The 18,143-nt window shown below is 36.1% G+C and carries 12 protein-coding genes and 2 pseudogenes; 4 read left to right on the forward strand and 10 right to left on the reverse strand.

Annotated features, from left to right (window positions below; translation table 11 throughout):
• Positions 1 to 37 precede the first annotated feature (37 nt).
• The 6 genes and pseudogenes from H5J24_RS14580 to H5J24_RS14605 form a co-directional block, all read right to left on the reverse strand.
• A complete protein-coding gene (locus tag H5J24_RS14580) occupies positions 38 to 526 on the reverse strand; it encodes a DUF6691 family protein (protein ID WP_068942416.1) in 489 nt (162 codons plus the stop codon).
• Between the two features lie 23 nt (positions 527 to 549).
• Positions 550 to 1,113 (reverse strand): YeeE/YedE family protein, encoded by a 564-nt coding sequence (locus tag H5J24_RS14585; protein WP_068942414.1) that lies wholly within the window; start codon positions 1,111 to 1,113, stop codon positions 550 to 552.
• A 12-nt stretch (positions 1,114 to 1,125) separates the two neighbouring features.
• The gene (locus tag H5J24_RS14590) at positions 1,126 to 2,538 is read right to left on the reverse strand and encodes an MBL fold metallo-hydrolase (protein ID WP_068942412.1); all 1,413 of its coding nucleotides are present in this window, start codon (positions 2,536 to 2,538) and stop codon (positions 1,126 to 1,128) included.
• A gap of 274 nt (positions 2,539 to 2,812) precedes the next feature.
• Positions 2,813 to 3,606: pseudogene (locus H5J24_RS14595) on the reverse strand (sulfite exporter TauE/SafE family protein).
• Between the two features lie 202 nt (positions 3,607 to 3,808).
• Positions 3,809 to 4,444, reverse strand: a complete 636-nt coding sequence (locus tag H5J24_RS14600) for a Crp/Fnr family transcriptional regulator (RefSeq protein WP_068942407.1) — start codon at positions 4,442 to 4,444, stop codon at positions 3,809 to 3,811.
• Between the two features lie 19 nt (positions 4,445 to 4,463).
• Positions 4,464 to 6,728 carry a family 20 glycosylhydrolase gene (locus H5J24_RS14605; protein WP_068942404.1) on the reverse strand — a complete coding sequence of 755 codons (2,265 nt, stop codon included), beginning with the start codon at positions 6,726 to 6,728 and terminating at the stop codon, positions 4,464 to 4,466.
• Positions 6,729 to 7,014: 286 nt separating this feature from the next.
• Here H5J24_RS14605 and H5J24_RS14610 point away from each other — a divergent pair, with 286 nt between their 5' ends.
• On the forward strand, positions 7,015 to 7,854 hold the full coding sequence (locus tag H5J24_RS14610) for a DUF4197 domain-containing protein (protein WP_068942402.1): 840 nt from the start codon (positions 7,015 to 7,017) through the stop codon (positions 7,852 to 7,854).
• A 362-nt stretch (positions 7,855 to 8,216) separates the two neighbouring features.
• Here the strand turns inward: H5J24_RS14610 and H5J24_RS14615 are convergent.
• Positions 8,217 to 8,869, reverse strand: a pseudogene (locus H5J24_RS14615) (CoA transferase subunit B).
• A gap of 304 nt (positions 8,870 to 9,173) precedes the next feature.
• On the opposite strand from H5J24_RS14615, the gene H5J24_RS14620 reads away from it, so the two are divergent.
• Positions 9,174 to 10,976, forward strand: coding sequence for an ABC transporter ATP-binding protein (locus H5J24_RS14620; protein WP_068942398.1), 1,803 nt, complete (start codon positions 9,174 to 9,176; stop codon positions 10,974 to 10,976).
• Positions 10,977 to 11,288: 312 nt separating this feature from the next.
• Here H5J24_RS14620 and H5J24_RS14625 read toward each other — a convergent pair whose 3' ends face one another.
• Positions 11,289 to 11,990: a CoA transferase subunit A gene (locus H5J24_RS14625; protein WP_068942396.1), complete on the reverse strand. Its 702-nt coding sequence runs from the start codon at positions 11,988 to 11,990 to the stop codon at positions 11,289 to 11,291.
• 390 nt (positions 11,991 to 12,380) lie between these two features.
• Here H5J24_RS14625 and H5J24_RS14630 point away from each other — a divergent pair, with 390 nt between their 5' ends.
• On the forward strand, positions 12,381 to 13,916 hold the full coding sequence (locus H5J24_RS14630; RefSeq protein ID WP_068942393.1) for a toxin-antitoxin system YwqK family antitoxin: 1,536 nt from the start codon (positions 12,381 to 12,383) through the stop codon (positions 13,914 to 13,916).
• 263 nt (positions 13,917 to 14,179) lie between these two features.
• Here the strand turns inward: H5J24_RS14630 and H5J24_RS14635 are convergent, their stop codons facing one another.
• Positions 14,180 to 16,927 (reverse strand): fibronectin type III domain-containing protein, encoded by a 2,748-nt coding sequence (locus H5J24_RS14635; protein ID WP_068942391.1) that lies wholly within the window; start codon positions 16,925 to 16,927, stop codon positions 14,180 to 14,182.
• 295 nt (positions 16,928 to 17,222) lie between these two features.
• On the opposite strand from H5J24_RS14635, the gene rplS reads away from it, so the two are divergent.
• Positions 17,223 to 17,579, forward strand: a complete 357-nt coding sequence (rplS, locus tag H5J24_RS14640) for a 50S ribosomal protein L19 (RefSeq protein ID WP_068942389.1) — start codon at positions 17,223 to 17,225, stop codon at positions 17,577 to 17,579.
• 101 nt (positions 17,580 to 17,680) lie between these two features.
• On the opposite strand, the gene H5J24_RS14645 is transcribed toward rplS, so the two are convergent.
• Positions 17,681 to 18,130 carry an SRPBCC family protein gene (locus tag H5J24_RS14645; RefSeq protein ID WP_068942387.1) on the reverse strand — a complete coding sequence of 150 codons (450 nt, stop codon included), beginning with the start codon at positions 18,128 to 18,130 and terminating at the stop codon, positions 17,681 to 17,683.
• Between the last annotated feature and the right edge of the window lie 13 nt (positions 18,131 to 18,143).

Here is an 18,143-nt window from a genome sequence, read left to right on the forward strand (position 1 = left end):
TATTTCAGCAGTCTTTATTTATTTTATTAACTCAGTTTTAATGAGGCAGCTTATCCCTGAAATATCCATATACCCAGGTTCCGGTAATTGCGCTTAAAAGGGTGACAGATACCGCTAAAGCTCCTGTTCCAATCTGGGCAAAAAGCGGTCCGGGGCAGGCTCCGGTAATGGCCCAACCAAAACCAAAGATCAATCCTCCATAAATCTGCCCTTTATTGAATTTCTTAGGAGCCAGCGTTATAGGTTCACCATAAATTGTTTTGATCTTGAATTTTTTAATCAACCACACAGAAATCATTCCTACTAAAACAGCACTCCCAATAATTCCATACATATGAAATGACTGCAAACGAAACATTTCCTGAATTCTGAACCAGCTGATGACCTCAGCTTTTACGAAAATGATTCCAAATATAATTCCTGCTGCCAGATATTTTAAGTTGTGATACCAGGAATGTTTTAGTGTACTTTCATTGGTACAAACTGCATCCTGATGCCTGATATTTTGTTCTTGTTCTTTTATCATTGATTTTATTCTTAACAATTATACTACAGGGAAAGGATCATAGGCAAAATAAGATTGGCCATGAAAAATCCACCGATCATAAAGCAAATGGTAGCCACTAAAGAAGGCCACTGCAAATTGGAAAGTCCCATAATAGCATGACCACTGGTACATCCCCCGGCATACCGAGTTCCAAAACCCACCAGAAATCCACCCACAACCATCATGATAAATCCTCTTACAGTTAAAAGACTCTCAAAATTCATAAGCTGAACCGGAACAAGATGGGTATAATCTGTAATTCCATAGCCTGCCAACTCTGCTTTCAGAGTGGGATTGACTGTAATTTCAGCCGGGTTAAGCATAAAATTAGCGGCAATCATTCCTCCGATAAAAATTCCTAATACAAAAAACAGGTTCCAGGCTTCTTTTTTCCAATCATATTTAAAAAAATTGATATTAGCTGGTATACAGGCAGCACAGATATGCCTCAATGAAGAACTGATTCCAAAGGATTTATTTCCCAATATCAATAAAGCAGGAACAGTTAACCCAATCAAAGGACCTGCAATGTACCATGGCCATGGTTCTTTTATAATCTCCAACATATTTTTATTCTTTTATTTTAAAACTTTGGTCTGACATACAAAATCGCTTTTGGGAACCCCTGTAGAAGCAATGGCCTTAAAACCTCCTTCAATTTCCGTAAAGTTTCTGAATCCTCTTGCCTGAAGTATGCTGGCCGCCATCATACTTCTATATCCTCCGGCACAATGCAGGTAAAAATGTTCCTCGGGATGAATTTCATTAATCCATTCATTAATATAGGCTAAAGGCTTGCTATAGGCTTCATTGACATGTTCTGCTGCATATTCATTTTCTTTCCTTACATCAATAATTTTCACAACGCTGCCTGCTATTTCTTTTTCAAACTCTTCAGCAGAAATGCGATTCACAGCATCAGTTTCCTTTCCAATGCTCTTCCAAGATTCAAAACTTCCTTTTAAAAAGCCTAAAACATGATCAAATCCTACCCTGCTTAATCGGGTTACCGCTTCTTCTTCATCGCCAGGTTTTGTGATCAATAGAATGGGTTGGTTCACATCTGCAATCAATGCCCCTACCCAAGGTGCAAAATCTCCATCTAATCCTATATTGACGGATTGCGGGATAAATCCTTTGGCAAATTCGCCATTATTTCGAACATCCAGCATCAAGGCTCCGGAAGTTTCTGCTATTTTCTCAAACTGATCCGGAGTAAATGCCTGCATCCCGTTCGATAATACTTCATCAAAGCGGTGATATCCTTTTTTATTCATCATCACATTCATTCCAAAATAAGCAGGCGGTGGAAAAAGTCCTTCTGTTACAGCATTAATAAAGCCTTCCTTACTGTTCTGATTAAGCGCATAATTTGTTTTCTTTTGGTTCCCTAATGTATCAAAAGTCTCTTTCTGCATATTTTTACCACAGGCAGAACCTGCTCCATGAGCCGGATACACCATAATATCATCATGTAAGGGTAAAATCTTAGTATACAAACTATCATACAGTAGTCCTGCGAGTTCTTCCTGCGTCATATCTGCTGCTTTTTGAGCAAGATCGGGACGACCTACATCTCCAAGAAATAAAGTATCTCCGCTGAAAAGGGCTTTTTCTTTCCCTTGTTCATCAATCAACACATAACAAGAACTCTCCAAGGTATGTCCTGGAGTATGAATCAATTTTATTTTAATATCTCCGATCTCAAAAATCTGGCTGTCTTCAGCAATAACAGCCTCAAATTCAGGGTTCGCTGTAGGTCCGTAGACGATGGGAGCGTTTGTTTTCTGGCTTAAATCAATATGTCCGCTCACAAAATCAGCATGAAAATGAGTTTCAAAAATGAATTTTAGTTCTACTCCGTCTTTTTCTAACCTATCCAAATAAGGCTGAGTTTCTCTCAAAGGATCTATAATGGCAGCTTCTCCTGCTGATGTAATATAATAAGCACCCTGGGCCAAACATCCTGTATATATCTGTTCTATTTTCATCTTATTTATTTTATTTTCTGATACAAATTTCCTTGTTTCGGTTTTTCCCTACAGCTACTTTTGTTACATAAAAGAATTTTGAGTGCAGACTAGTGTTTATTTTTTTAAGCACAAAAGTTTTTAAACACTTTAGTTGATTGTAAGTAACATACTTCATGCATACTAAGTACATATAAGTATTGAAAACCTTTGATCCTCATAAAAACTTAAGCGCACTGCATAATAACTTATCGTTACTTAAATTTCAACATATTTTCTACTTTATTATACAAGCTTAGAGAAATATTTCTTTGGTAATAATATAGATACCCATCACCAGGATAAACCATCCAAAGGCAGGTTTTAATTTCTTGCCATCAATCTTTTTTGAGATTTGTGAACCTATGATAATTCCAATAATGGCAATAGCGGCAATGGATATGAGTAAACTCCATTCTATTTTTGTATTGTTGATAGAGGACGAAAAACCAATCAGAGAGTTTAAAGAAATAATAACCAACGAAGTTCCTATCGCCGTTTTCACCGGGATTTTCAAGAGATTCACCAATGCCGGGATAATCATAAAACCTCCTCCAGCACCCACCAATCCGGTTACTATTCCTACTATCGTTCCTTCTCCGGCAGCCAGTAAAGATTTATTTTTATTCAAATCATTACCATCCACTTCTTCGGAAGTTGAATTTTTAATCATTTTATAAGAGGCCAGAATCATCAAAAAGGCAAAAATCAACAGCAGAAACATGTTTTTGGTTACTGTAAACCCTTTTATGCTGAGCAGCTCTTCCGGAATCAGCGGGAGAAGATACATTCTGGTTAAAAAAATGGAGATAATGGAAGGTATTCCGAATATCAAAGCCACTTTGAAATTCACCAGCCCTTTTTAAAATAAGTTATTGAACCTACGGCACTGCTTATTCCCACAATAAAAAGAGAATATTCTGTGGCCAGCAAAGCATCAATTCCGAAGAGGTACACTAATACAGGAACCGTCAGAATACTTCCGCCACCACCGATTAAACCTAAAGAGACACCAATTAAAACAGATGCTGCATATCCTATAATTTCCATTATTCAATTATTCTGATGCAAAAATGGAATTGTTTGAAGAGAAGTACAGCTACTTTTGTTACATAGTAGAATTTTGAGTGTAAACATTGTTATGTTTACTTTTTTAAACCACCCCGTCAAAAATTCATTGAATTTTTGACACCCTTTCTCAGGAGGGGAATTGTGAACGTTCTTTATTAATTAAATGAAAGGAGAAATTGATTTAATTGGTAGTTTTCAGAAGGGTGATTTTATTTCTTCCTAGTTTTACTCTTCCGTCTTCTTCAAGCTGTTTGAGAAGTCTGGACACTACTACTCTAGCTGTTCCTAATTCGTTAGCAAGCTGTTCGTGCGTGGTCTGTATGATATCAGAATTAGTAAGTTCTGATTTTTTCCGGAGAAGATTCAATAATCTTTCGTCTACTTTTTTGAAAGCGATTGCATTGATAATATCCAGTAATTCTTCAAAACGCTTGTGGTAAAGTCTAAAGATATAATCCAGCCATTCCGGATGTTCTTTGATGAATAAAGAAACTTTATCTACGGGAAGGAAAAGAATCTCTGCATCTTCTTCTATCTCTGCTTTTACAATACTTTTTTCGTTATGCATTCCTCCCAGGAAAGACATAATACAGCTTTCTCCTGCTTTGATATAGTACAGCAGAATCTCCCGCCCATCTTCTTCTGTTCGGATCACCTTCAGCATTCCTTTCATTACAATGGGAATGGATCGTATGGAGGCATTTTCGTCTAAAATAATGTCTCCTTCATGATAGTTTTTGGTGATTCCATACTGATATAACTTTTCAACCAGATCTGGTGAAGAAGAAAATTCTGAAGAAAGTATCGTATCCTGCATTGTGTAAGATTGAATAGGGCTAATTTACGCCAATTTCATCAACAAACAACCACGATTTCGAATCTGCACCAGGATTTCCGGCTGGAATAATTCCTGCATTTTCAATGATAATTTTCAGAGATCTTGCATTTTGCTTTCCTAGCTTCAGCTGTATTTTCCCTTTGGCATTTTGAATATCCTCTTTTCCTATTTCTTTGATGATTTTAAAATCTTTATTGTCATCAGAAACAAAAATTTTAACAGATTTCGCAAGATGAATCCAGCTTCCTTTGTTTTCCAGTGTATTAAAATAAGCTTCTGAAAAGTCAGTTTTCTGTCCGAAATCTATCGTTGCAACCACATCTTTTCCCTGAAAACCAAGCCATGTTTTACCCAATTGTTTTACATTTCCAATAATGCCATCTACTAAGGTAAAAGCTCCGCCGAAAGAATAGTTCTCACTAGGCTGCTGCTCAAGAGTAATTGTTTTGCCTGTCGATTTTGACACGGTGAATTGTTGGGATGAAACAGCACTTTTCAGCTGTCCGTCTTCAAAGTAAGCCGATTTAATTGTTAAAGAATTGGGTATGGAAATAGGTCCCTGATAAATTTTAGAATTTATTGTTGGATCTGTTCCATCCAAAGTAAATCGAATCCCTGTTGAATTTTGTGAAGTAGAAAGTTCATAGGCAATGCCGTTGTTTGAAGGAATTACTTTTCCTGAAATATTATAAATACTTTTAGCGTAATTAATATTCATTCTATCCAGAATTTTGAAATGGTTGATGACCCTGTCTTCAAAATCTTTATAGTTTTTAGAATTTGAAGTTCCCCATGCTACTTCCGCCAGTGCCATCAGTCTTGGAAAAATCATGTACTGCACCTGCTTGAAATCAAGAATATATTCCGTCCATAAATTAGCCTGAACCCCCATGATATATTTCGCCTGATCAGCATTCAGTTCAGCAGGAATCGGGTTATAGGAATATACTTTATCCAATGGCGTAAACCCACCGAATGCATTAGGTTCAGATTGCGGATCTCCCTGATAGTGATCAAAATAACAGTATGCTCCCGGTGTCATCACAGCAAAGTGTTTTGCTTTGGCAGCTTCAATACCACCGTTTACTCCGGTCCAGCTCATTACAGCAGCATTAGGAGCCAGCCCGCCTTCTAAAATTTCATCCCAGCCTATAATCTTTCGTCCTTTGCCATTAATATACTTCTCAATTCTATGAATGAAATAGCTTTGCAGTCCATGTTCATCTTTTAAATTATTCTTTTTGATTAATTCCTGGCAATGAGCACATTCTTTCCATCTTGTTTTTGGACATTCATCCCCTCCGATATGGATATACTGAGATGGAAATAACTGAATAACCTCATCTAAAACATTTTCCAGAAACTTAAATGTTTCGTCTTTAGGACAGAATACATCATCAAAAACACCCCACTTGGTAGCAGATTCAAAAGGTCCTTTGGTACATGCCAATTCAGGATAAGCAGATAAAGCTGCCAAAGCATGTCCCGGCATTTCAATCTCAGGAATTACTGTTATATGTCTTTCCTGGGCATATTTTACAACATCTTTGATTTGCTCCTGGGTATAAAAATACGGTCCATAAGGCTTTCCATCGAAGGTATTATCTACATAAGCACCAATCATTGATTCTTTTCGTTTGGAACCAATCTGTGTAAGCTTAGGATATTTTTTGATTTCAATTCTCCATCCCTGATCATCGGTTAAATGCCAGTGAAAAGTATTCAGTTTATACATCGCCAGATAATCAATGTATTGTTTTACCTCATCTACCGTGAAAAAATGACGGCAAACATCCAAATGCATTCCTCTCCATGCAAATTTTGGTTGGTCTTCTATTTTCATTGCCGGAATTTTCTTTTCCATTTTATACTGCTCAATAATCTGAGTTAAAGTTTGAAGCGCCAGAAAATATCCTTGTTTAGTATAAGATTCAATATGAATTTTCTTTGGCGAAATTTCTATTGAATAGTATTCCTTCTTCTGTTCAGCATCTGTCCCTGAATTAGAAGGAATGATAGAGTTTGTTAAGTATATCTCACCCCCTTTCTGGTCATATTGAAATTGTAACTGAGAGCCTATTCTTTTTTTGAAATATTCTGTCTCTTCTTTTGGCAGATCACCACTTAATACGAAAGTGTTAGGGATTACAAATTCGCCCTGCAAAATTTGAACTTTTTGGGGATAAGGGATAAGGTTTAATTTATCTTGGGCAAAAATTACGTTTGAAAGCAATACAAAAAATACTAAAAAGGTTCGTACCATTGGAAGGGGTTAAAGTTTTAGCTAATATACTTATTTTCCAATACTTTTAAACGGTTCAGACTCTATATTTAATCACAAAAAATTGTACTAAAAATACAATTTCTTTTCTGAGCTGGTTTTAATAACTCAATTAATGTATAGTTTTTTTTAACTTTAAAACAATTTAAAAATCAAACACTTAAATCAAAGATATTACCTTTTTCTAAATCGAAAAAAAATAATGGTTTATTTTTTGATAAGCATACGTCACCAAAAGATTAAACATCTAAATTTGTAAAAAAATACAATGAGAAAAAGCATTTTTATAGCAGCCGGATTATTCCTTTCAATTTCTACTCAGGCACAACTTCTTGATATTTTAAAATCAACAGTTAAAGACAAGACTGGAATTGATCTCAACAATCCACAGGCAACTAAAGGTTCCACAGCCACTACTACGACAAATACGAACACAACCACCACGATTCCCACTTCTACTTCAACTAAAACATCTCCTCTTAATGTTGGAAGTCTTACTTCTACTCAGATTTCTTCCGGATTGAAGGAAGCATTAAGTCTTGGAGTAACGGATGGAGTGAAAAAACTGGCTTTAACAGACGGTTTTTTGAAAAATGAAGCTGTAAAAATCCTAATGCCCGAAAAATTAAGAAAGGTTGACGCCACATTACGTTCTGTAGGATTAGGAAGCCTTGCTGATGAAGGAGTAAAATTACTTAATAGAGCTGCTGAAGACGCTGTAACGGAAGCTGCACCTATCTTTACTAACGCCATCACTTCCATGACCATCACAGATGCTAAAAATATCCTATTAGGAAGCAATAATGCTGCAACAAGTTATTTACAGGGCAAAACCCAATCTCAGCTATTTACGGCTTTCCAGCCCAAAGTAAAAGCATCTTTAGGAAAAGTAGGTGCTGACACAGTTTGGAAGAATTTAATTTCAAAATACAACACTTTTACGGGACAATCTGTAACTACTGATCTTAATGAATATGTAACTACAGAAACCATTAATGGGGTATTCAAAATGGTCGCGGATAAGGAAAGCGGAATCAGAAATACACCGGCTATGAGAACTACAAGCATTTTACAGAAGGTTTTCGGAGCGCAGGATGCTAACCGATAGATCAAAAGTTAACTCTAAATACTAAAAAGGTTGTTTCACAAACGAAACAACCTTTTTTGTATTGATTTCTTTGGCCACCAATGAACGAATAAAATCATTTCCGATACTTTACAGGCCTATGTGAAACCTATGTGGTTTAATTTTTTCACCACATAGTATGTAGAATAAGGTTATTTGTGCATCCGTGGCGATTAAAAACCTGCGTAATCTCCAAAATCTGCGGGATAAAAATGTGATTTTAAGAGATTCTTCATTCCGCATTGCTTCATTCAGAATAACAGATTCAAATTCTCTTTTATTACTGGAACATGATGGGAATTGAAATAAAAAAAACCTTGCGGATGGCAAGGTTTGTATTGTATTTAGAATTGCATTTCAGGAATTTCACCTTCAATGATAAGGTCTGCTTCTGTTGCTTTGATAATGTCTTCTACTGAAACACCCGGTGCTCTTTCCAGCAGTTTGAAACCTTTTGGAGTGACTTCCAATACAGCTAATTCAGTTACTACTTTTTTCACACAGTTTACTCCAGTTAATGGAAGTGTACATTTTTAAGGATCTTACTTTCTCCTGCTTTATTTACGTGCATCATCGCTACGATAATATTTTCTGCAGAAGCCACAAGATCCATTGCCCCGCCCATTCCTTTTACCATTTTTCCAGGAATCTTCCAGTTGGCAATATCTCCGTTTTCTGAAACTTCCATTGCTCCAAGGATGGTAAGATCTACTTTCTGACCGCGGATCATCCCGAAACTAAAGGCCGAATCAAAGAATGAACCTCCTTCTAATATAGTAATGGTTTGTTTTCCGGCATTGATGACATCTGCATCTTCTTCTCCTTCGAAAGGGAAAGGCCCCATCCCCAGCACTCCGTTTTCACTCTGGAATTCTACGGAAATACCTTCCGGAACATAGTTGGCAACCAAAGTAGGAATCCCGATTCCCAGGTTTACATAATAACGATCTCTCAGTTCTTTTGAAATTCTTTTGGCAATTTGTTCTTTTGTAAGCATAATTAAAACTTAGACTGCAATTTAATTATTTTCAGCCGAATACAAAAGGGATTTCTGAGGCAGGGTCTTAAGTTTAAGAGGCTTGAAGTTGGAAGAGTGAAGCTGGAGGTTTATTGGAGTCAGAAAACGACTATAGCCCTTTCCATTCGGATTAAAAGAGAAATATAGTTGCTTATCTATTTCATAACATCCGGCATCCTGCTTCAAATCTTCCTCAACAACAGTTTATTATCCCAAATGATCATTAATAATTAACATCGTTAGTAAAAATAATATCATTAATTTTGTATCCTTATTTAACAGAATGAAAATACTTTTAAGATATCTTAAACCTTATCAATGGCTGATTATTATTTCTTTACTATTAGCCACTATTAATCAGGTTTTCTCTTTATTTGCTCCGGCTATTACAGGGAATATCCTTGACCAATTGGTTACCCATCCTAACTTTTTCGATAAGGAAAAACTTTTACCCAGAAATATAGATGAATATCTTTATGGAACTTCAGTGTATCATGGAGCTTTCTATTTCTTGGGCTTACTTATCGGAACTGCAATGGTGAGTAGAATTGCCAAAGCTTTTCAGGATTATGTAGTGAGTGTTATTACTCAGAAATTTGGTGCTAAAATCTTTACAGACGGTCTCAAGCATTCAATGGCGTTACCTTATCAGGAGTTTGAAGACCAAAGAAGTGGTGAAACTTTATCTATTTTAACAAAAGTAAGAGAGGATTCTGTCAAGTTCATTACCAATTTCATTAATATATTCTTCGGGATTCTGGTAAGTATCATTTTCGTTTCAGTCTATGCGATCCGCCTGCACTGGTCGATTATGCCTGTGTACATTTGTGGAATTTTCCTGATTGCTTTCATCACTAATTTATTGAGTAAAAGAATCAAAGTTATTCAGAAAAATATTGTTTCAGAAACTACTGCATTAGCCGGAAGTACAACGGAAAGTCTTAGGAATATAGAAATCGTTAAGAGTTTAGGTTTAACGAACCAGGAAGTCATGCGTTTGAATAACAATACTTATAAAATCCTGGGTCTTGAACTTAGAAAAGTAAAAAGCATCCGTTCTTTAAGCTTTATTCAGGGAACGATGGTTAATTTTCTTCAACAGATGATTACCCTGACCCTTTTGTATCTGATCTTTAAAAATATTGTGACGCCGGGACAATACCTTTCGCTGATGTTTTATGGGTTCTTTATCTTCGGGCCGATGCAGGAGATCGGAAACATCATTATCTCCTATCGTGAAGCAGAAGCCTCTCTTCAGAATTTTGACCGTCTGATGAAAAAAGACGTGGAAGAAAAACCCCTTCATCCGAAACAAATCGGAGCTATTGAAGAACTGGAATTCAGACATGTTTCTTTCAAGCATCAGTCGGCTCAATATAAAGCATTGAATAATATTTCTTTTGATGTAAAAAATGGAGAAACCATTGCTTTTGTAGGACCAAGCGGATCTGGAAAAAGTACATTGGTTAAGTTATTGGTGGGGCTTTACAGACCTCAGGAAGGGAATATTTTTTACAATGAGATTAATGGAAAGGAATTTGATTTTGATGAACTGAGAAATCAGATTGGTTTTGTTACGCAAGACACTCAGCTTTTCGCAGGAACTATCAAAGAAAACCTTCTCTTTGTGAATCCCCATGCTACAGAGCAGGAACTTGCCATTGCTTTGCAAAAATCGAGCTGTACGGCATTACTGGAAAGAGCTGAGAAAGGAATAGAAACCGTTATTGGTGAAGGTGGATTAAAATTGAGCGGTGGGGAAAAACAAAGGATTGCCATTGCAAGAGCGCTTTTAAGAAAACCTCATCTATTGATTTTTGATGAAGCTACTTCTGCTTTAGACAGTATTACGGAGGAAGAAATCACCTCTACTATTAAAGGTATTTCAGAAGAAAGGGAACAAATTACAGTATTGATAGCCCACCGACTGAGTACCATTATGCATGCGGATAAAATCTATGTATTGGAACGCGGACAAATCGTAGAAACAGGCTCCCACAATGATCTGATTGCCGAAAAAGGTCTTTATTATGCAATGTGGAGACAGCAGATCGGAGAAAGAAAACCTACTATCCCACAACCATAGTAATAATTGGCTGATACAATTTTTCATCCATTTCATTTGGATAATAAGGCTAGGCTTATTTTTTCATTATCTGGCAGGTTTTTCTCCCACAGATAGCACAGATTTTCACGGATGATTATATTTAAAGGTCTGCGGGAATTTGCGGAAAATTTTATATTGAGATTCTTCATTCCGCTTTGCTTCATTCAGAATGACAATGCATCAAATAGACACTAAAAAGGGTTATTATAAAACAATCTACAACAATAAAAATAAAGCGCTGAACAAATGTTCAGCGCTTTATTTTTATTATCAATCGTATCTCTTCAGAAATTATTCTTTAGTTCTAACGGTTCTTTGTTCAATTCTCTTTTCAAATTTTTCTCCCTGGAAAATTCTTTGAATCATAATGCCCGGGATATGAATTTCGTTGGGATCTAATTCTCCCGGTTCTACCAGCTCTTCTACCTCAGCAATGGTAATTTTTCCTGCACCAGCCATCGGATGATTGAAGTTTCTTGCAGATCCTTTAAAAATAAGGTTTCCTGCATGATCTCCTTTCCATGCTTTTACAATAGAAAAATCTGCATCAAAAGCATGTTCCAGAATATGAGGCTTTCCTTTAAAGTCTTTCACTTCTTTTCCTTCTGCCACTTCAGTTCCATATCCGGCAGGGGTATAGAAAGCAGGAATTCCAGCCTGGGCCGCTCTGCATTTTTCTGCTAAAGTTCCCTGGGGAGTAAGTTCTACTTCTAATTCTCCGGAAAGCATTTGTCTTTCAAATTCAGCATTTTCTCCCACATAAGAAGAGATCATTTTCTTGATTTGTCTTTTATGAAGCAATAATCCCAAGCCAAAGTCATCTACTCCGGCATTGTTTGAAATGCAGGTCAAATCTTTCACATCACTTTCCACTAAAGCATTGATTGAATTTTCAGGAATCCCGCAAAGTCCAAACCCGCCCAGCATCAGCGTCATTCCATCTTTAATTCCTTCGATGGCTTCCTTTGCATTTTTTACTCTTTTATCTATCATGAAATATTAGATTTTTCTGTTGGCTAAATTTAATAAAAATTTATCGTATCTGCGATGATTGAAAAAAGATCCTGATCCCTATCCCATCCTGAGTATTTATTTTTCACTTTAAAAATATCACAGTCAGATTTTTACAGCTAAAAGCGAACAAATCGGTTCATTTTTTCCATACATCTCATAAAATTGATTTATATTTGGGGTTCTAAATTTATAAACACCACATATTTTTTAATCTTCGGATATAATTGATATAAACACAATCTTAAATGTAAAAATTATTTCTGACGGCTTATTGCTGTCTCTTCAATGCTTTTGCCTTTTACTTTTACTCATAATGGGCATTCAAAAGCAAATCATTACAAACATACAATCAGAACTTAATAAAAAAGCATGAAAAAACTATTTACGTCAGCGTTACTTGCATTAGTACTCAGCATCAACGTATATGCACAGGAGAAAACTTATTTTGATGAAAACTGGGAAAAGACTACCCAGGAAAACATGGAATATTACCGTGAAACATCACCCAAAGGTAAACTTACTTTAATTAAAGATTTTTATAAAAACGGAACCCTGCAAATGGAAGGTCTGGCTTCTGATACCACTCCTAGCAATGAAGTTTTTGATGGAAAAGTGACCTGGTATACTCCTGAAGGAAAAGTAATGAGTGTTGTAAATTACTCTAACGGTAAACAGGTTGGAGTTTCTCAGAATTATGATGTTAAAGGGAAATTAATTGAAGATCTGGTTTATAAGGCTGATGGTACTTTTTCAGGAAAATCATTCAGTTATAAAGATCCGGAAAATGAGTATTATTACAATACTCTTACCATATATGAGAACTCTACTCCTACCCAAACAATTATTTATGATGAGGATATCAAAGGGATCAGAAGTGAAACCATTACAGGGAAAGACGGTAACTACGTGAATAAATATTACGGCGAGAAAGGTAAATATATTGGAAGCCTTAGCTCTGAATCTAATAATGATGGAATTCTGGTAGAGTATTACTATAATCCGATGAGGGTTTCCAAAATTGAAAAGTATAAAAGCGACGGAAGCATCAAAGAAGGGATTCTCTATGCTAAAAACGGGAAAGTTCTACAGGAGCAGAAAAGAGGTAAAAAAGATGGATCTAAAACTACTTATGATGAATCCGGAAAGAAAATAGCTGATCTGACTTATCAATATGAAAAAGAAAATGACACCTATAAGCCTATGGACGGTGAAGATTATCAGTTTGCCTATGATTACAGCCATATCTCAACCATAGATGTTTATAAGGGCGGGTTACAGGTTCTTAATAAAGAGTTTAATGAAGATGGAAAACTTACTACAGAAAAGGTTTTAAAAGACGGTTCAACCCAGGAGATTAAGTATTATACACTGGATGGAAAATTAAAATCTACATTAACGTATCAGGATGATATGCCTTACAATGGTACTTCCTACGAAGGTCTTACCGAAATGCAATATAAAGATGGTGTTTTGATAAATACAAGAAATTATACTGATGAGAATAAGCTGAAATTTGAGAAGAAATTAAACGCTAAGCAAACTGCTTATGATGCAACGGTATATGACAATAAAGGGGCAATCCTATATACTTATAACCAACCTCTAAATGAAGAAGAGGACGACTATAGCTTCACGGCTCAGATTGTACAGTATGTAAAGGGAAAACCTGCCAACAAAGCTTCTGTAAAAGGAGGTATTCTTCAAAGTGGAAAAATCAGAATAAAAGACTATTACGGAGCAAAAGAGCTTGAACGTAACGGAAAATGGATCTTATTAAAGGTTTATAATTCAGAAGGAAAGCTTGTTCAGGATTCTAAGATTCTGGCTGATACTGGTGAAGATTACTTATCTAGTGATAGTAATACTGCCATTCAGGAAAGTCAATTGTACAGCGATTTTGATTAATTAACAGATCATTTGAATATATAAAGCAGTTCCAGTTTTTGGAACTGCTTTTTCGTTCAATGCTTACTTGAAAGGTTTTTTATTTCTCGCAGATCACACAGATTTCGCAGATGATACAGCCTTGTCAAGGTTTAAAACCTTGACAAGGCTCAAACGTAAAGTTTTAAGATGTATGATGGAATACTTTAAGAAAGATTAGGGGAAAATAAATAAAAACAGGCTGTCATTTCTGACAGCCTGTTTTTTATGATTACTTTATTCTGTTATTGGATAATAAGTTTTAAAGTAAATAGTTTTCTTGCGTGAACTTTTACAAAATAAACTCCTTTTGGAAGGCTTTCATTCACTAAAGAGAAACGCTGGTTATGAATATTCTTTGATTCATACAGGAGTTCTCCTGCTGCTGACACCAATTCTATTTTCTCAATTGGATAGTCGCTCTTGATAAAGGTGGGTTCTCCCGGTTTGGTAGGGTTTGGATATAGAATTACGTTTTTCTCTGTACTTTTCGCTTCTTCTACTCCTAAAGACCCTGAGCTTACCTGGAACTGTACTCTATTTGAAACTTCAGTATAAGAGTCGTTGGTAAACATTACCATATAATAATTACCTGGTGTGGTTGGTACGCCATTTACATTTCCTTTAATAGTCTGAGTACCCTGCGTGACTCCATCAAAATAAGTATAAGAAACAAAGTTATCATCCGGTGTCTGGATATTCTGAGGATAGATTCCTAACCAGTCTTTAATAATTCCTGGAGAGTCCGTCCATGAAGCAGTGATATTTTCACCTAATGAATACACCGGCTTGTTGATCCATAGTTCGGTAACAATGTCTCCTACTTTAAAGAATACTTTCTCTCCGATGCCGTTATATCCATCTTCCAATAAATACTGAGCATAATAATATCCTTTTGGAAGTCCTGTAAAATTAAGAGTTCCCGATGCTGTAGTTACGTAGCTCCATTTTATAGAATTTGTGGTTCCAGGAGTCTGCCCCATTTTATAGATTCCGATCCAGTCTTTTTGAAGGCTCGGAGCATTCGTAAAATTAATAGTTACAGTTCCACCTACCGGATAAGTATCTGCTGTAGCCTGCAATTGTACTTTTGGACCCACATAGAAACTTTTTCTTGAAGTAATATCCGAGTATCCGTTGTTGGCAAAGAATCCTGCAAAATATTGACCTTTATTAGGCAGGCCATTATTGAAAGTAGCTGTTCCAGCTGTTTGTCCGTTGGTATAAACATACGTTTGTGCAGTTGTACCTCCTCCTGGTGTCTGTCCTTTTTTATAGATTCCTACCCAATCCTGCTGATTTCCAGGACCGCCTGTGAAAGTAGCTACAATAGGTTCATTTTGCGCATATTCTGTTTTATCTAAAGCAAGTGTAGGATTCGAAACCACACTTCCTGTAATTTCAAACTGTTTTACCTCGCTCCAATCGCTCCACTCCAGATTTCTATCTCTGTAACGGGTTTTCACGTAGTAAATTCCGTTTGGGATTGAATTTGCAGTTAAAGTTGCTTTTGTAATGTCTATCCCCTCATTTAAATTCTTGGTTTTATCCGGATTTCCATTTCCATCTTTTCCGAACCAGTTTTCAAAATCGCGGTAGAATTCTTTTTCAATCACAGAAAAATCTGCTGCTTTACTGATTAAGAATTGAGTTGTATTTAACAGTTCTCCATTAGATGATGAAAAAGCACTTCCATTTAATGTTAAAGGTAAAGTAATTGGCCCTGAGAAGGTATTGGTAACCGACGGTTTTGCAGGCTTCGGCTGATTTTTGTATCTGTGGAATGAATCTACCAATTCATTATTCTTCTTCGTATACTTACCCCCAATAGAATAACATTCGATATCTACTTTTCCTGTTGGAATATCTACTTCAACGATCTGATAGGTCCAGTCCGTCAGTGTCTTTTGAACATCATCAAAATCCTGTTCAGTAGACATTCCCCAATATTGATCCCAAGCCGTTCCTCCTGAAATGATCTGGTAATTAGGGGTGTTTTTCAACTGTCCTCTATGATATAAATGATGGTGTGCTCCAACATGCATCAAGTATTTGTCAGATGTCACCAAAAGTGGTACTGCATTGTTTCTAACCCAAGTAGAAATGTCTCCTACATATTGTTCCGCCTGATAAGGTCTGTGGCTTAATGAGATGATCCAATCTACTGTAGGATCATTATTTGCTTCATTTAAAATCTGCTGAAGCCATGTTTGCTGAGCAGATCCTGTATGTTCAGAGCTTAAACTGATGAATAATACATTTCCTGCCTGCTGAGCATAGTAATTCTCATTTCCTGAAGTGATATTTTTATATTTAATCTCATCAATATAAAAATGGGCATAGTAAGAATTCATCCCAAGAGTTCCATATGTTTCATGGTTTCCTACAGTAGTCTGAATGGGCAGATACGGGGATAATTTGATATTCTTTTTGAAGTGAACATTCTCATAATGATCCAGTGTTCCTACATCCACCTGATCTCCCACCATAAAAGTAAGGGCAATATTATCTGATGGATCTGAATTGGCCCCGAATTTTTCTTTTAATTTTTTAAAAGCGTTCAAAGTAAGACTGTCATATCTCGGTTCTGCCTTGATCTGGTTATCCCCCATAATCAGGAAGCGTATCTTTCCATTGGCTGTTACAGGCTGGCCCGGTAAAGGAAGTGTTCTGAAATTATAGACCGCAGATTCATTAGCTCCGGTTTTTATCTTATAATAATACTTAGTATTCGGTTGCAGGTTTCCGATTTTTGCCGTGTGATAGTAGTAATTATTATTATATCCTGTATCTGAAAAAATGTTGGTAGTACCGGTTACCGTTACATTAAGATTGGTTGGGGAGTCCCCGTAGATCACGGTTGTTTCGTTATCAGAAGCAGTCTTCCAATTGACGATCATGGAATTCGGAGTCGGGTTTTGCAGATATGGGAACAAAACCTGTCCAAACGCCATTTGTGCCGCGAAACAAAAAAAGAAGAAATAGTGTTTCATAATCGCTTAATTTTAAAATGACATATAGAGTTTTAATTTGTGAATCAATAATTTAAAAAATCAACACTCTGATTTTTTATTTCGGGCAAAAGTAGAAGTCTCATATAAACTCAGTCTGATGGAATCTTAACGAATCTGTTAATTTTTTGATGAAACCGGAATGAAAAAATTATAGTTTTTAGTACATTAAATATTTGGTGTATTCAAAAACTATTTTGTACATTTGCAACCTGTTATTCAACCTCTGACGATCAGCGTGTAAGTTGCTTAGCTTTAACATTTTATTTTATTAATAATGGATTTATTAAAGTACGTACAAGACAAGTACATTGCGAAAAAAGAATTCCCTGAATTCAAAGCAGGTGATACAATTACTGTGTATTACGAAATTAAAGAAGGACAAAAGACTAGAACTCAGTTCTTCAAAGGAACAGTTATCCAATTAAGAGGTACTGGTTCTACAAAAACTTTTACCATCAGAAAAATGTCTGGTGATGTAGGTGTAGAAAGAGTATTCCCTATCAACCTTCCTGCACTTCAAAAAATTGAGGTTGACAGAAGAGGTAGAGTTAGAAGAGCTAGAATCTACTACTTCAGAGATCTTAGAGGTAAAAAAGCGAGAATTAAAGACGCTGCTTACAAGAAGAAATAATTCAGACAACAATAAATGCAAAAAGAAGCTGTTTACGTGTAAACAGCTTCTTTTTTATGAGCAATGAGTAAGAAATAATAATACTATTTACGGATATAGATCTATGATTTTTCTTTGTATGGAGTTCCCTTTCCCGTTTCCAGGAAGAGTTTCAGACTGCCTAGGAATTGCACCCAGCCATTGGAGCAGATATCATAACATTCAATATCCGGATTTAAGCCGAGGTGAGTAACTTTTATTTGAGAACTTTCTTCACTTTGCTGAATTTCCCAAACGATGGTTGTACCAATCCATTCTGTCTGGTTTTTTAATTCAGGAAGGGCAATTAATGAATCTTCTACATACCAGATCATCTTTGTAACAGGAACTGATTCTTTCACCCGCATTGTTTTGTAAATCTTCTCTCCAAATCTTATGGTAAATGCATCTCCAATTTGAGCAGAATAACCTTCAAACATTTCAGACCACCAAAACGGAACCTGATTAGTAAGAGCGTTGTATATTTTATCTGCAGTGGCCTTTACTTCTATTGTGTTGGTGTAATTATCCATGGTATTTGCTTTA

The sequence above is a fragment of the Chryseobacterium capnotolerans genome (assembly GCF_021278965.1).
GTDB lineage: Bacteria > Bacteroidota > Bacteroidia > Flavobacteriales > Weeksellaceae > Chryseobacterium > Chryseobacterium capnotolerans.